The sequence below is a fragment of the Phocaeicola acetigenes genome (assembly GCF_027529745.1).
GTDB lineage: Bacteria > Bacteroidota > Bacteroidia > Bacteroidales > Bacteroidaceae > Phocaeicola > Phocaeicola acetigenes.
The window spans coordinates 182,629-199,587 of sequence record NZ_JAPZVM010000002.1 but is presented as its reverse complement, the minus strand read 5'-3'; the positions used below and the strand labels follow the sequence as shown (position 1 = coordinate 199,587).

Below are 16,959 nucleotides of genomic sequence, written 5' to 3'. Positions count from 1 at the left end.
GACGGTTTAACGAGTCAAAGCTGCATCAAGTACCGTAGCAATGTCCTTATCAGACGGACGAGCCGCATTAGCCGAGAGAATTCGTCCATCGGCACCCACGATAACAAAACGCGGGATGGAATTAATACTCATGTCTTCAAGGAATTTACTTCCGCTGTTTTTGTCGAAAATATAGTTGGGCCAGGCAGGTTGATCTTTGTCTATCTTCTTTTCCCAAGCTTTCCGGTCATCATCTTGCGAAATGCTAACAAAGACAATGTGCTCATTTTCTTTATATTGTTCCCATACTTTCTCAAAATAAGGTATTTCGTGGCAACAAGGAGCACACCACGTAGCCCAAAAGTCAATATAAGCTACCTTTCCACGGATGACATCGGCTAAAGTGGTACGGCTGCCATCACGTGCAATCAAGATAGGATTCCCTGGCAAAAGATCTCCATCTTTAATGCGCTGGGCACGTTCGGCCAACACCTTTTCAATATTCTCCACTATGCGCGGTGCCTTGGCCAATTGGGGTGCAATGGCTGTCTGGAATTCATGAATGGTACTATCAGACGGTTGATACATGAGAAACATGTTACACAACGTGTTGATAAGGCTTTTCTTGTTGCTTTCGTTAGTCAGCACACTATCCACTCCTTTTACCTGACGTGCAAAGAAATCTTCCAAATCAACGCACTCACCGGTATTTGCACCCCAACCGACATTGTCATACCAATAGTTGAGCAACCCGCTCAGACGAGTGACGTCGGCATTAGGATCGATAGTGGCAATAATCGAATCACTTTGTGACTTATTGTCGGTCTGATTCATCATGCGTTCCAAGGCCAGATTCTGAAGGAGATAATATTTATAAGTGGCATCGGCCAATTGACGATATCTGGCACGAACTTCACTGTCAATCACTCCGTCCAAAGCTTTTTCTACAGTTTCTCGGCTTTTTTCCAGACGTGTGTTCCATTCGGCCACATCAAAAGGATGGTCGGGCGTAGGCTTAAAGGCCCAAGAAGAAAAAGTGTGATATAAAGTATTGAGAAAAGTACAACGGTCAGTATTATCCCCCCTGAAGGTAACATTCTCTCCATCAATAGCAATGTGAGTAGAACAGCCTTCTTTTACATAGGCACCATAAATATCTTGCCCTACGTAAATAAAGAGGTCGGCCTCACCGCCTTCCAATTTGGGGTTGTAAATAAAAGAACCAGTTGAATCTGTAGTCAATTCTTCCACGTAGTTATCTCCCAGATAATCGTAAACGAGAGCAATTCTGGTGGGTTCAGTCACGTTCAGGATTCCTTCCAGCAAGGGTGAATCAGCCTTACGGGTACAACCTTGTCCAAGTACCGCTGTCAATACCAGCAAAAGCACCTGTTTCAGGTAATGAATAATAGCTTTGTTCATGTGTCAAAAATTTTAATTATTTTCTATCATTTTCCAACAAAATAACAGAAAAACGGCACAAACTCAAAGCCTTATATTTTCGTGATTCATCAATTTGACGGATAAAGAAAAAGAATACTACATTCCTTTCAGTTGCGAACGGTAACAAGCTGGCGTCATGCCGGTACCAGACTGGAAACAGGTATAAAATGTTGAAAGCGAACTGAACCCCACTTCAGCAGCTATCTGCTTCAACGGCTTATTGGCAGCCAAATCTGAAATTTCAACAATAGCTTGGCGAATACGATATTCATTGACCAGTTGTGTGAAACTTTTCCCTGTAGTCTCATTAATTGCTTTTGATAGATAAGTACGGTTTGTACCCAAACGGTCAGCCATGGAGCCGACAGTAAGAGAAGGGTCTGTAAACAACTGTTCTTCTATCATCAACGTTGTGAAACGCGACATCAAATCATTCAGCTTATTGGTGAGGGCAACAGAAGCCTGCCCGTCCTGCCTCATCTTGTCCATCTGCGCCAATAACATTTTTTCCCGATGCAGACATTCCCGGTTTTGTGATACAATGGCATTGTACAACTGTATTTTCTTTCGATAGAAAAAGCAAATCAGGCCCAATGCTACGAACACCGCCGCCAGTATGCAAGTCAAAACAACAGTGCGGTAACGATTATTCAAAATAACCAATTGCTGTTCACTGATTTGCTGTTCACGTGAGTAAATGTCATGCTTAATACGTGCTTCCTGAGTGGCCCGTTCACGTACCTCATCAAACAGACGGTCTTGATAACCCATGTATTCCAACGTACATTCCAGTGCCTTTCCTGTCTGCCCGGCCTCACGGTAACACAAAGCCAGTTCTTTCAGCAGACGTCTCTTATGAATGGGCATACCGCTGTCATCCACATGGCCAAGCGCATATTCCAAAACCTTGATAGCATTTTTCACCCGATTGTCTGCGCGCAACAGACGGGCGTATTCCAGATAAACTATCGTAATGGTAGAAGCCGACGCAGTGGGAAAGTTCTCCATAGCCTGTGAATAAAATCCGTAGGCCTTATCTGTTTCTCCATACTTGGCGTACAACATGGCTTGCAACAGACAAATATCCGACTTAGTTCCGAACCCCTGAGTGGTATGCATCTGGCAAACAGCCTCAATAGCCATACGAGCCGGACGCAAACTGTCAGAAGCTAAATAGTAAAGAGCAGTATTCATTGTCCCATAAAAAAGGGGAATGGGTTCTTTGATCTTGTGTGCAATGTCTACAGCCTCTTCAGCATACACAAGTCCGGAAAAATCGTTACGCATGAAGTAAGCCCCCGATATGTTGGACAATATCATAGCATACTGCCGGCGATTACCCGTGTACTTAGCCTCATCCAAAGCCTGAAAATAATAAGAGATAGCTGTATATATGTCATCATAGGCAAACATAGCATAGTTGCCAAACCCATTCAGTATTAACATCAAAGCTTCATGGTTATGATACTGCGTTGCCAAAGCCCGTGCTGTCTCCAAATGTGTATAACCTTCAGTACTCAGCCTTGATTCCGTATTGACCAATCCCAGTATCAAATGGCCATACAGTTGTCCGCAGGCACGGTCGTTCTGAAGTTCCCCCAATTCCAGCAAGCGTTGACCGTATTTTCGAGCCAGAGCAGTATTGCCGTGGTATAGATAATGAAAAGCCGCTTCACGCAGCCTCTCCTTGTCAGCAGGTAGCACTTCGGTATCCCGTACCGAAAGAGTATCTGCAACAGCCGACAAGGATAAAATCCACAACAAGAATATCAAAATGAAGCGTATCGGCATAGTAAAACAGTAAAAAAAAAGTTCTTTTAAAACAAAGTAAAGCAAATTATCTGAAACAGCCAATTTTTGATGACAGTTCTGTCTATTTCATACACTTTAAATGGCATCATAAGATATATAATTTTCTTAAAAACCTATTTTTCAACATCATACGAAATCATCTGATATTATAAGAATTCTTGAATCGACTTTCTCCAGCTCCACGAATGGAATATGAGAGCATTTCTATATAAGCTTAAGATGGTCTCTTTCTTTTTTATTCCAGAATGGAGTTCGATGTTTTATATACAGTTTTAAAACATACTTGTTATCTGTAACCTAAATTTATGATTCCTTTTACGGATTTAAACCGACGACGTCGGATGCACAATCGGCGACGTTGAATATACAGCCGACAACGACAACTCTACAGCCAACGACGACAACTAAAACATCCGACACTCATCATCGCCTTTTCATACTGTATCCATCAGGAAATAATCACTTTTCCTATCCGAATCCGAGCTAAAACATAACCATAAAAAAATCCGACAGACAGCCCACTAAAGCAGACTGAGACTGTCGGATTCCCCTATAACTATATCGACCTTATCTTATTAAACTACCAAAAGACATAATACCTTGATGATTAATATCAATATTCTCCAAAGATTGAAGCAGAGCCAGCGATTTGTCTTTCAATCCCAATCCACAGTAACCAAGAGCCATCATGTACTTACAGTGAATGATATTGCGAACCTCCAAGTCGTCTTCCCAAATCAAAAGATCGGGCAAAGACACCGCAAAGTAATCCAGTTTCACTTTATCGAACAGATGCTTTTCTCCATAAGATGTCAATTTGTGGAAACGACCTTTAGCCTCATCAGTTCTACCCAGTTTCATTAATGCCAATCCCTGATAGAAAATCTTATCCGGTTTAGCATCGTTATAATACAGGGCTGCAGCAGGTTCTGTAGGACCGAGTGTAGCCTTCTCCCAGCATTCTTTGGCTTTCTCTTTCTGCCCCATTGCATCGTAGGCACATCCCAGGAAATAATAAAAATCGTTTTCCTGTGCACCATATAGTTTACCTTCTCCCAGGTGATGAGGATAGACCAGACATTCCTCCAGCAACTGAACAGCTTCTTCGTTTCTTCCTTCTTTCAAGGCAAGTTTAGCCAGTTCAACACGGGCAAACTGATATTGTGCAGGAACTTTTCCTTCTCCCCCTTCCCATGGATGGAAGATATGAGCATCCAATAAAGTCTTCGCCTTTTCGTATGCACCAGTCTGGTTCAACAAAGTAATTTCTTCCAGCACCAAGTCATCACGCAGTGCAATCAATGCCGGATACTGCTGCAAGAAAGCCAGACGTTCCGCGTGCGGACGCTGCATTCTCTTATAAAGCTGATCGAGCTCCATCAAGATTCTGGCATCTGTTTCATCCAAATGGAATGCTTTTTCCATACATTCCAATGCTTTTTCTTCCTGATGCTGCTTGTTGAAGTAAACCAAAGCCAAGTTTCTCCATACGGTTGGGAAAGAAGCATCCAAAGTTGCAGACTTTTCCCAGTATTCTGTTGCCAAATCGTACTGACGCTTGTCATAATACAGGTTACCCAAATAATAAGGAGCTCTTGCGTCTTCCGGATTCTTTTCCATAGCACACTGAAGCGCAAGGATTGCTTCCAGACGGTTAGGGAAACAATAGTCCGGACAAGCAGCTACTGCTTTTGCAAAGATAGCATCTGCACCTTCCAAGCCTCCTTCTTCCAGGCACCATCCCCAATAATAATAAGTCATCGGAGTAACAGCATTTTCAGAAGAAGCAATATTCCACAACGAAGCCGCTTCTGTCCAGCAGCCAGCGCCACAGTAATCCAAAGCAATTTCATCGTAGTTGTGTGCTTCGCCACGCATCAGTTCTTTCAAGACCTGCAAGTCGGCTACATCCCCTGTCAGAAGGTATTTTTCATAACGGCATCCGAAGTTGAACTTATCAATATCCAGAGAATCTTCAATCAAACGCAGCGCATCTTCTTTTCGTCCCATCTTACGGAGAATTGCAGCTTTCAAAGCTCTGGCCTTATGATGATGCCAATTGCGAATCAATGAACGGTCAATTTCATCCAGTGCATCTTCCAAACGACCCTGCATCAATGAAATCTGTGCACAGGCAAAGTAGCCGGCATCCTGCCATGCTGCATTCCAGCATGATTTATAGAAGCGTGCATAAGCTTCATCCATACGTCCCTGATATTTCAATGCCAGACCCAGGTTGTAAATAGGTTCGCCATCGTACGGGTTCGGATTGCGTTTCTGCAATGTCTTTACTGCAGTCAACAGATACTGTTCAGCACGTTGGAAACGTCCTTTACGGATGTACCACAAACCAAGCGCATTGTTGTTGCGTACATCAATCGGATCGCGACGCAACGCTTCTTCATAATACTCAACCGGATTATAAGTTGCATGACGGTACTGTTCCAAATGCAAACCAGTGAGATACAACTGTTCTGTTGTTTTTATTTCTTCAGGCAACAGGGCTGCTTCTGCTGCATCCGGAATAGGTTTCACTTCGTCCGGCTCTGCATGCCAGTACAAAAGTTCTTTTGCACCTGCAGTAACGACCAGTTCCAGACGTGTGAATTGCTCTTCGCCTACTGCTACCGTTTCGTTCAAAAGTTCTTCCGGAGTAATGGTTACTTCTTTCTGATAGTATACAGTTCCATCTTCTCCTCTCAAAGTAACGACTACCTGCTGACGTGAAGTAGCAAAGATTTTAAAGCATACTTGTCCTTCGCCTGCCGGTTCAATATTCATCAGCAAATCTTTGGTTGCATTTTTTACAACACCCAGTTCTCTATAAGGCAAGAAGTATTGTACGAAACTCTTTTCTTCATAAGGCTGCAACCAGGTGAAGTCTGGCTGGTTTTCAGTATATACTCCGGCCATCAGCTCGATATAAGGTCCGTCTTCGTCGGTCAGGTTACGGTCCCATGCCCGTCCGAAGTCTCCGTTCCCCCATGTCCACTGTTTCTTTCCCGGAGAAATATGATGGCTTGCCACATGCAACATTCCGGCCTGTGTATCGTTTTCATAACCTCCTTCGAAATCGAAGCGAGAGTTTACTGCCATATACGAAGTTGGCACTTTAATATTCTTATAATTGGAAATATCTACTCCGGCAGAGTAGTCCATTTTATAATAAGTCCCTGTAGCGATAGGGAAGCTTGATACGGCACGTTTTCCGTGGTCGAACACTGCATTGATATCGGGTGGGAATACGCTCTGATAATAATCGTTGACAGCTACTGCCGGATTAGCCCACCAAAGGAAAGTCTGAGGAACTTCAGTACGGTTGTAGAGTACTCCCTTGATTTCCAGGAAAGCATGTCCCGGGCGCAAAGTAAATCCAGCCATACCTTTCTGATGGAACATCCGTTCCATTTCGTTTACCCATACAGTTACACTACCATCGGCATTTTCTTCAATTGTAGTATCTACCGGCATGTATGTACTGGGACGATGGTGCTGCGGCCAGTTGAATTCAATACCTCCCGAAATCCATGGCCCGGCAAGTCCTACCAAAGCCGGTTTAATCACATGGTTATAATAAATAAAATGCCGTTGTTTGATTTTATCGTATGCCATCTGCACACGTCCGCCCAACTCCGGCAAAATCATTATCTTGATATACTCATTTTCTATAAAAACAGCATTATATTCCTTATCTACTTTTTCATTGGCAATTGATTCGATAACCGGATAAGGATATACCACTCCGCTACTTCCCTGATATACACGTTTTTCAAGGAAGATAGGATTTTTTTCAGGCTTTCCGACTTCATAGGTAGGAATTACAACCTTTTCTTTCCATGCTTTTACCATTATATTGTATTCTTTTTAAAATTTATTTTTCAAGTTTCAACCGGAGCAGTCAGTTGTCAGACAATACCGCTCCCATCTTATTTAATGTTTTGTTTTATCAACCAGTTCTTCCTCCAGCATTTCTAGTGATTTTCCTTTTGTTTCGGGCAAAACACGAAGGAAATACAGAAAACCTACCAGGCAAATGGCTGCATAAATCCAGAAGGTACCGTAGCTGCCTAATGCATGGTTAAGTAAAGGGAAGGTATAAGTCAGCGTAAAGCTTCCTACCCACAAGGCAAATGTGGCAGTAGCTACGGCTACAGCACGTACTCTGTTCGGGAATATTTCGGCCAGCAAAACCCAGGTTACAGGACCCAACGACATAGCATAACAAGCAATGGCCAAAACGACTAAAACGACCATAAAGAATCCGCTGACCTGAAAGAAATAGCAAGTACCAAGAATCAGATAAATACCAGCCAGTCCACCTGCCCCCAAGAGCATCAGAGCTCTGCGTCCCAAACGGTCGACTGTATAAATGGCCACAATCGTAAAGATTACATTTGCTACTCCTGTCACAACAATATTGAACAGAACATCACCCAACGAATATCCTGCCGACTGGAAGATCTCCTGTGCATAATTGAAGATGACATTGGTACCACTCCATTGCTGGAATACTGCTACAATAACTCCCAGCATCAGTACCTTACGGAACGGACGGCTAAACAGCAAACGTAATCCTCCCTGTGATTGCTGTCTTTCTACTGTACTCTCCATTTGCTCCAGTTCATAAAAAGCATATTCCTTACCTCCAATACGTGTTAAAACCTTTCTTGCTTCATTACTTTTTCCCTTCATAGCCAGCCATCTTGGACTTTCTGGAATAAAACAAGACAACAGGATAAATATTACAGCAGGGAAAGCAGCTCCCCAAAACATCCATCTCCATCCCATCTGCCCGTTCCACGAAGCACAGATATCTACTGCAGTAAATGTTTCCGGTATCGGATCAGCAATCTGCCAGTTTGCAATCTGAGCTGCCAGAATTCCCAATACAATAGTCAACTGATTGAGAGAAACCAAACGTCCTCGTATCGCGGTAGGAGCAACTTCTGCAATATACATAGGCGACAAACCTGAAGCGATACCGATACCTATTCCACCCCAAAAACGTGCTACGAGAAACCAGATAAAACTGGAGAAAGCACCGGTAGCATAAGCCGAAAAGAAAAAAATAAGCGCAGAAACAAGCAGTAACGGCTTGCGGCCGTAACGGTCAGCCATCATACCGGAAACCATTGCTCCTACCAAACAACCAAGTAAAGCAATGCTCATTGCTAACCCCTGCATGGAAGGATTATCGGCTATATCAAAGTACAATTCATAAAAAGGTTTTGCGCCTCCGATTACCACCCAGTCGTATCCGAAAAGAAGACCTCCCATAGCAGAAACCAGACAAATAAAATAGACAAATCGCTTATTATACGTTTTCATGTAACTAGATAATTAATTTTAACAGGACAAAAGTAGAGAGTAAAAGAGAGGTAAAAAATAGAATCTTTTCAAGAAAACATGGACAATCTTATTTTTCTATATATATTTGTCACTGTAACTATGTAAGGGCAAAAACAGATGGTGCGATTAAAAAGCGGATTCAACGGAGAACGGGCAATAGTCATTCCACAACTCATTATCAAAATAATGGAAAAGGATCCATTAATATCCATGCTTCATATTACAGATATCGGATATTATCCCAAAGCCAGTCATCATTTTAGGGAACGGAAAACTCCAATCAACCAATATGTATTTATCTATTGTGTGGATGGTTCGGGCTGGTTTCGTTCGGGAGAAAACGAATACAACGTATCAGCCAATCAATATTCTATCCTTCCTGCCGGAATACCACATGCGTATGCAGCAAACCCAGACGACCCATGGACTATTTACTGGATTCACTTTAAAGGAGTGCTGGCCCCTCACTATGCACAAAAGGTTGCACACCCTGTTGATATCAAACCTGAAATTCATTCCCGCATCAGCAACCGTATAGCTCTGTTCGAAGAGATTTTCAATACACTGAAAGCCGGATACAGCAACGAGAATCTGCACTATGCCTCTTCTTTATTCCATTACTACTTGGGGTCACTGAAATATATCCAACAATACCGGAACGCAGGAGCAAAAGAAGCCGACGACAGCAATGTAGTAGATATTGCCATCCACTACATGAAAGAAAATATAGAAAAACACCTCACATTACAGGAGATATCGGAACACTTGGGATATTCAGCCTCTCATTTTTCGATGCTGTTCAGAAAAAAGACCGGACATAGCCCATTGTCTTATTTCAACCTATTGAAAATACAGCAGGCCTGCTTTATTCTCGATTCCACTGATATGAAAATCAATCAGGTGTGCTACAAAATAGGGATTGAAGACAGTTATTATTTTTCAAGACTGTTTCATAAAATAATGGGGATATCGCCCAAAGAATACCGTAAAAAACAAAAAGGATAAATCCCGGAAGGTTTCAGAAATATAATTCCGAAGACAGCGCAATAATTGTACTTAAGGAGCTTAATTGCCGGTAAACCATTCCTTAAACTCATTTACCTTAGCTTTACTGATTAAGATTTTCTCAGCAACAGGAACTTTCAGATTCACCGACAAGCGATTGTTAAACCACAAATCAATATCCTTAATAACTTTCTTCGAGAGAATATACTGACGGTTAGCCCGAAAAAAATGATGTGGATTTAACGAGTCCGCCAACTCGTCCAAAGTCTGTGGAAACATATATTCTTTTTGATTCACATCTACAGCCTTGACATTTCCCTCTGCAATATAAAAATATAGAATATCCTCTGCTGCAATCGGAATAAATTTATCCCCTTTGGCTGGAATCAAGAAATGTGTCTTATAACTTTCCTGCTTCTGCAATTCACGAATCAATTTCAAATACCCAGGCTCCTCTGTTGCAACCTTCCCTTCCAGCCTTTTCAATTTATCTAAAGACTGAATTAAGTCCGCTGTAGTAATAGGTTTCAGCAAATAGTCTATACTGTTTACTTTAAAAGCTCTTAAAGCATATTCATCGTAAGCCGTTGTAAAAATAATAGGACACGTAATATCTACATGATGAAAAATCTCAAAAGCAGAACCGTCGGCCAAATGGATATCCATAAATACCAAATCGGGCATTGAATGATTCTTCAGCCATTCCACTGTATCCCAAATACTATCAGTCTCACCTACTACCGCTATTTCGTAACCGGTCTCTGCAATGATAGCTTTCAAATTACGCAGAGCCGCTTTCTCATCTTCTATAATCAGTGCATTCATACTAAAGGAAGGATTACGGTAAAACATTCATTTTCTGTTTTCACCTCTATATCTTGTTTAAAAAGGAGACGATAACGCTTGGAAAGATTATCAAGACCAATCTGTGTACTACTATCAGTCGTAAGTTTTGGCTGCAGATGATTACTCACTTCTACCCTGTTTGCTGTAGCTTGTACATATATAAGTAGCGGATTACGATTACTTATCTCATTATGTTTGACAGCATTCTCAATAAGCATTTGAATAGCCATAGGAGGAAGTCGACGGGGTAAAGCCTCCTGTTCTATTTGCAAACTAAAATTCAGATTATCCTCATAACGCATCTTCAGCAAATAAATATAAGAATGAACAAACTTCATTTCCTCTTCCAATGAGACAGAATGACTTTCATTATCCTGCAACGTATAACGTAATACTTTGGACAGTTCCTGAACATAATGCTGTGCCTTATCTGAGTTTTCACGAATAAGTGAATAAAGAGTATTCAACGAATTGAACAGCATATGTGGATTAAGCTGACTTTTTAAAGCTTCATACTGGTTTATCAGATTCTCCGTACGCAATTGTTGATTATCAAGTAATACAATCCGGCTTTTTTTACTTAAATGCATTAAATGACAACTTCCAACTACAATAGAAGAAATAAGAAAATCACGTAACGGATGGAGATAATGATGCAACATAGCATCAATAGCAGGAATATTGGCATAGTGATGGAGATAGACAAACCCTTTTCCCAATAAACTGCTCATTCCCCATGTCAGAATATACGACACAAGCAACTGCTTCCATCCAATATGAACCATTCCCAAATGAAAACGGAATAACTTCAGATTCAAATAAAACAGAAGGAGTAAAGAGAAAAAAGTAAAAATGACTTCATTTATAACATCCGCTATTCGCATACCCGGAAACAGACTTCCATCACCGGATAGGGCAATCATCTCCGGAAGGTGAGTAAGAAACGCCACCATCACAGATATACAAATAACTATAAGTTGATATTTATTAAGATAAAGCCATTTCATACAGCAAATGTATCAATTTTTCTTGATTTTAGCATTCACATACATCCCCGGACGCAACAAAGGATCGGAGTTTTTAAGAATTGCATATACTTTTACTGACCGGTTTTCCTGGTCGACTGTCTGATCAACAGATAACAAAACTGCCTGGAACACCTGCATTCCCATCCCATTTACACGAAATTCTACAGTACTGCCTTCTTTCAGTCTCGAAAGGTCTTTTTCATAAGCAGTAAGTTGAAGCATCAATTTACTTTTATCAATAATCTCACATATCGGCTCTCCTGGATTCAAATATTTTCCTACATTGATATTTGCATTGGTTATATAGCCAGTCAATGGAGATTTTACCTCCAAACAACGAAGTATCATATTTTCTCGGAGGGATTTAATATCGATTCCTAACAAAGACAATTGAGCCGAAGTAGCTTCAACCTTACTTTTCATCGACAAATAGTCGGCTTTACTCTGTTGGAAACGTTTTTGAGAAGCCGCTTCCTGCGAAACAAGATTCTGCTGACGGTGATATTCTTTCTCTAAAAACTCCAATTGAGCCACTGCATCCAAATAACTTTGTTGCAAAATTATAAACTCCGGATTATCTAAGGTTGCCAGCACTTCTCCCTTCTGTACATAACGACCAGGCATCAAAGAAGTACTTCTCACAATACCACCCATTGTAAGCGAAACAGTGGCATGTTGTTGGGGAGGTACCATCAATACCCCATTAAATGAAGATACATTTGCTACATTTGTAGCTCCGCTTACTCCATCAACTTGGGTAGTATCGACCAAAGTAACCGTATCGGCCGCAATAGTAGCTTCTGCATCTGTAATCACAGTTTGTTCCGACTGACTACATGCTACCATATAAAAAGAGGCAGCTAAAATAAATATTCTTTTCATAAACATTCTTACTTTATTTTATTCTGTATATAATTCCAATTCCAAGGCAGAAATATTATAAGCATACACAGCTTCGATATAACGCTGACGAATATCCCGAGCTGTTTCCAGTGTTTGTACAAACGAAACAATATCTATTTCACTCTCACGAAACTGAGCCAATGCACTTTGTCCCAATGCATGTGCTTCCTTTAAAGCTGCCAAGGTAAAATAATCAAGTGTCTTTTTATTTTGAAGAACTAAGTTCTGAAGTTCCTCCACCTTATTGTTTAACTCTGTACGATTTTGTTCAGCTTCCCATTCTGCAATTTTCCAATCAAGTTTGGCTTGTTTACTCCGGCTATGTTGCGGGAAAAACAAGATAGGAAACGAAACTCCTACCATCCACGAATCTAACCCACACATAGGAGAAATCTTTTGACGTACATATCCTATCGAGAATTCCGGAAAGAATTTGCTCTGTTCTATATGCCATATATCTTTCTTCTCCTTCACTTGGTTAGCAAAATAATTCAAATGTACAGAAGAGGGAACGACAGATAGTTGACGCTCTACGACAAACACATTCAGCGTTGTATCTTCCGGCACAATTGCTTCTCCAGCATAACAGGCCCATATAAAGCGTTTAGATGCCAGCTTAAGCTCTTCTTCTGCTTTCATCTGACGGGTATGCAAATCTGCAGCCATAGTCTTAATCGTATTCCGTTCCAGTAAATTAATATCACCTTGCTGATAACGGAGTTCTCCAGTACGATTCAGCTGCTCAGCCAAAGCTTTTTGCTCTTTATATAACTCACAGATATGATAAGCGTATTGATAATAAGCCCATGCACGTTTTACTTCAGCTGTTATCTCTTTTTTTACCATATCTCTATATAGTCCACTTTTCGTTACTTGGGTACGAACTAAAGCATTTCTATAAAAAGGAGTAAGCAGTGAACCGAGTGATTGTTCTATCGCCAATTCATTGTCCTTGCGGTAATTGCCATTCAACTGTCCCCATGAATAACTGAAAGAAGTACTTCCTCCATCCCACACTTCTCCTCTTGCAGCCTTATTTCTATCCACAGAAGCGGTAGCTGCTTTTAACCGGGGATGATGTTGAAAAGCCAAAGAAATAGCTTCATCAAGAGAAACAGTACGCACAGGTTCATCTGCATAAGTATTCAAAGCAGGAAGCATCAACAGCATCCACAAGATGACTTTTGCATTTGATTTGATACAGCGAACTCTTTTCCATCCATGCAACAATTTATTCACCAGTTTATAAAATACCGGAATAATAATTAGAGTAAGCAATGTAGACACAATCAATCCACCAATCACTACCGTAGCCAACGGACGCTGTACTTCTGCACCAGCTGACTGAGCTATTGCCATAGGTACAAATCCCAGCGAAGCAACCAAACCAGTCAGAAAAACCGGACGCAATAAGTGTGGACAACCTAATGCAATAATTCGACTCGTACACATCGTATAATTTTGTTTTTTACGTAAATCATTAAAATGGTTAATCATCAAAATACCATTCAATACCGCAACTCCAAACAATGCAATAAATCCTACACCAGCCGAGATACTGAAAGGAAGCCCTCGAAGCCACAATGCAACAATTCCTCCAATCAAGGAAAGTGGAATGGTAGAAAATACGACCAAAGAATAGATTATGCTCCTGAAAGCAAAGAAAAGCAACAGCAGAATCAACATCAATGCAACCGGGATAACAACCAATAAAGTACGAATGGCATTTTGCAAGTTTTCAAATTGTCCGCCATATTCGAAGTAATAACCTGGTTTTAACTTAATATGCGTATCCAATACAGACTGTATTTTAGAAACCACTTGCTGAATATCAGCATTACGTACATTGACTCCAATCACAATACGCCGTTTGGTTGCATCTCTGTTAATCTGAAGCGGACCATTAACCAGACTAATAGATGCGACTTCACTGACAGGCAACTGAATATTTTCGGAAGTACGCACAAAAAGTCTATCTAGATTCAAGTCTTTTACCTTATCATTGTCCAAACGAAGTACTAAATCGAACCGACGCTCATTTTCAAACACAACTCCAGCCGCTTCACCGGCATAAGCTGTACGTATAATAGTATTCAGTTCTTCAATGTTTATTCCATAGCGAGCTATCTTATTCCGATCATAATTGACTACCAGCTGAGGAAGTCCCATCGCTTGCTCCACAAGCACATCCGAAGCTCCTGGAACCTGTTCTATATAACGAGCAGCCTCTTTAGCCTTTGCATATAGTTCTTCCATATCCTCACCATACAATTTAATAGCTATATCAGCTTTTGCTCCGGTCATCAGTTCATTGAAGCGAAGCTGAATAGGCTGACTGAAATTAAACTCTGCGTCAGTGATCGGTGCCAATGCTTCCTTCATCTTTTCTACCATTTCAGCACGACTCCCGGCTGATGTCCACTCATCAAACGGACGCATTACAATCATCACATCGGCATCTTCTACAGCCATAGGATCTGTAGGAACTTCAGCGGTACCGATCTTTGCTACCACATGTTTGATTTCAGGAAACTTCTCTTTCAGTATCTTTTCTGCACGCAACGATACATCAATACTCTTGCTCAACGAACTTCCTGCAGGAAGTGTCATCTGCATAGCAAAATCTCCCTCATCCAATGTCGGAATAAATTCAGCTCCCAAACGACCGAACAAGAACAAAGAAGCCAATAACATCGCAAACGATACCCCCACTGTTTTCCACGCATGCAGAAGACAATAATCCAATACTTTTCTATAAATACGATTCAACTTTTCAAAGAAACGGTCGGCAAAAGTAGACTTCAGCACCACCTCACGCTTCAGGAACAAAGAAGCCATCATCGGTACATACGTCAACGACAACAATAAAGCACCAATAATACAGAACACTAGTGTCTTTGCCATAGGAGTAAAGTATTTTCCTTCAATACCCGACAAAGTCAAAATGGGAAAGAATACAATCAGAATAATCAGAACGGCAAAAGTGGCACTACGCACGACTTTACCTGCTCCCATTTCCACCTCATGATCCATTTCCTCCTGACTTAACTTCTTACCTGCAAGACGTTTTCCATAAATATGAGCAAGGATACCTTCTAATATAACAATAGAACCATCTACTACAATACCAAAGTCAATCGCTCCCAAACTCATCAGATTAGCAGACACGCCAAAGACACGCATTAAAATAAATCCGAAAAGCATTGCCAAAGGAATCACAGAAGCAACAATCAAACCAGCGCGTACATTACCCAAAAAGATAATAAGTACCACAAATACAATCAAAGCACCTTCAATCAAATTACGGACAACGGTAGATATATTTCTATTAACCAATTCTGCACGATTAAGATAAGGTTCAACACTAACTCCTTCCGGTAACATTTTCTGCACCTTAGCCACACGTTTCTCCAATTCTTTTGTTACCATATTAGCATTAGCGCCTTTCAACATCATTGCAATACCTCCCACACACTCTCCTTCTCCATCCTTAGTCATAGCACCAAAACGTTTAGGTGCACCAAAACGTACCGTTGCAATATCACTTACATGTACAGGAATCCCTCCACGATTGGTCACTACAATTTTTTCTATATCATGAAGATCTGTAATCATTCCCTCGGATCGAATATAATAAGCCTTATTTACCTTTTCTATATAGCTTCCACCCGTATTCTGGTTGTTTCGATTCAATGCCTCAAAAACATCGCCAATCGTAATATTCAATGAGTATAAAGCATCCGGATCGATTGCCACTTCATATTGTTTGAGATAGCCTCCAAAACTATTTATCTCTACAATACCCGGAATACCAGAAAGCTGTCGTTTTACAATCCAGTCTTGAATCGTACGCAACTCCATGGCATCGTATTTTTTTTCATAACCGGGAGCTACCTTTAGTACATACTGATAGATTTCGCCCAAACCAGTAGTAATAGGCATCAATTCCGGAGTACCAAGTTCTGTTGGAATATCACCACTCACGGCTTGAATCTGTTCGTTAATAAGCTGACGGGCATCCAAAGTGGGTACATCTTCCTTAAATACAACAGTTACCAATGACAAACCAAACCTCGATACAGAACGTATTTCTTCTACATTCATGATATTACTCATCGCTACCTCAATAGGGAAAGTAATCAACTGCTCCACTTCCTGTGGAGCCAATGTCGGTGATACGGTTACAATCTGTACCTGATTATTCGTAATATCTGGTACTGCATCAATGGGCAGTGTCAACATAGAATAAATACCACCTATCAGCAAAAACAAAGTTGTTAATGCCACAAACAGTTTTTTCCGAACGGAAAAGTGTACAATTTTCTTAAACATAGTCTGAGGGTCATTTTCTATTATTGATTTCAAAAATAGTACGTATATTCTACTCTTACGACCATAAAAAAATGAAGCAACCAAATACAAGGCTGAAGTCGCTATTTTCCCATTTCAGTTTATTCCATACATCTTCCGCTTTAACAGAGTTCCGTTTATTTCAAAAGCCAAACAAAGTATTCCTTTTCTAAAGCAAATTTCATCATATCAATATAATCGTTATATTTGTCCCGCAAAAATTGAAATTCATCTGTATTCACCA

General features: G+C 40.8%; 9 protein-coding genes. 1 reads left to right on the top strand and 8 read right to left on the bottom strand.

Annotation, left to right across the window (positions count from 1 at the left end; all coding sequences use genetic code 11):
* Positions 1 to 6 precede the first annotated feature (6 nt).
* The 4 genes from O6P32_RS03395 to O6P32_RS03380 all read right to left on the bottom strand — a co-directional run bounded on the left by O6P32_RS03395 (position 7) and on the right by O6P32_RS03380 (position 8,562).
* Positions 7 to 1,401 carry a TlpA family protein disulfide reductase gene (locus O6P32_RS03395; RefSeq protein WP_269876810.1) on the bottom strand — a complete coding sequence of 465 codons (1,395 nt, stop codon included), beginning with the start codon at positions 1,399 to 1,401 and terminating at the stop codon, positions 7 to 9.
* 117 nt (positions 1,402 to 1,518) lie between these two features.
* A complete protein-coding gene (locus tag O6P32_RS03390; RefSeq protein WP_269876809.1) occupies positions 1,519 to 3,186 on the bottom strand; it encodes a response regulator transcription factor in 1,668 nt (555 codons plus the stop codon).
* A 615-nt stretch (positions 3,187 to 3,801) separates the two neighbouring features.
* The gene (locus tag O6P32_RS03385; protein WP_269876808.1) at positions 3,802 to 7,083 is read right to left on the bottom strand and encodes a DUF5107 domain-containing protein; all 3,282 of its coding nucleotides are present in this window, start codon (positions 7,081 to 7,083) and stop codon (positions 3,802 to 3,804) included.
* Between the two features lie 81 nt (positions 7,084 to 7,164).
* Positions 7,165 to 8,562 carry a sugar porter family MFS transporter gene (locus O6P32_RS03380; protein ID WP_269876807.1) on the bottom strand — a complete coding sequence of 466 codons (1,398 nt, stop codon included), beginning with the start codon at positions 8,560 to 8,562 and terminating at the stop codon, positions 7,165 to 7,167.
* Positions 8,563 to 8,700: 138 nt separating this feature from the next.
* Between O6P32_RS03380 and O6P32_RS03375 the strand changes: the two genes are divergently transcribed.
* Positions 8,701 to 9,588, top strand: a complete 888-nt coding sequence (locus O6P32_RS03375; RefSeq protein WP_269876806.1) for an AraC family transcriptional regulator — start codon at positions 8,701 to 8,703, stop codon at positions 9,586 to 9,588.
* Positions 9,589 to 9,648: 60 nt separating this feature from the next.
* Here O6P32_RS03375 and O6P32_RS03370 read toward each other — a convergent pair whose 3' ends face one another.
* The 4 genes from O6P32_RS03370 to O6P32_RS03355 are packed head-to-tail and all read right to left on the bottom strand — an operon-like array spanning position 9,649 to position 16,697.
* Positions 9,649 to 10,413 (bottom strand): LytR/AlgR family response regulator transcription factor, encoded by a 765-nt coding sequence (locus tag O6P32_RS03370; protein WP_269876805.1) that lies wholly within the window; start codon positions 10,411 to 10,413, stop codon positions 9,649 to 9,651.
* The gene (locus O6P32_RS03365) at positions 10,410 to 11,441 is read right to left on the bottom strand and encodes a sensor histidine kinase (RefSeq protein ID WP_178266305.1); all 1,032 of its coding nucleotides are present in this window, start codon (positions 11,439 to 11,441) and stop codon (positions 10,410 to 10,412) included. The genes O6P32_RS03370 and O6P32_RS03365 overlap by 4 nt, the downstream gene beginning before the upstream one ends.
* A 12-nt stretch (positions 11,442 to 11,453) precedes the next feature.
* Positions 11,454 to 12,344, bottom strand: a complete 891-nt coding sequence (locus O6P32_RS03360) for an efflux RND transporter periplasmic adaptor subunit (RefSeq protein ID WP_269876803.1) — start codon at positions 12,342 to 12,344, stop codon at positions 11,454 to 11,456.
* Positions 12,345 to 12,362: 18 nt separating this feature from the next.
* On the bottom strand, positions 12,363 to 16,697 hold the full coding sequence (locus O6P32_RS03355) for a CusA/CzcA family heavy metal efflux RND transporter (protein ID WP_269876802.1): 4,335 nt from the start codon (positions 16,695 to 16,697) through the stop codon (positions 12,363 to 12,365).
* Between the last annotated feature and the right edge of the window lie 262 nt (positions 16,698 to 16,959).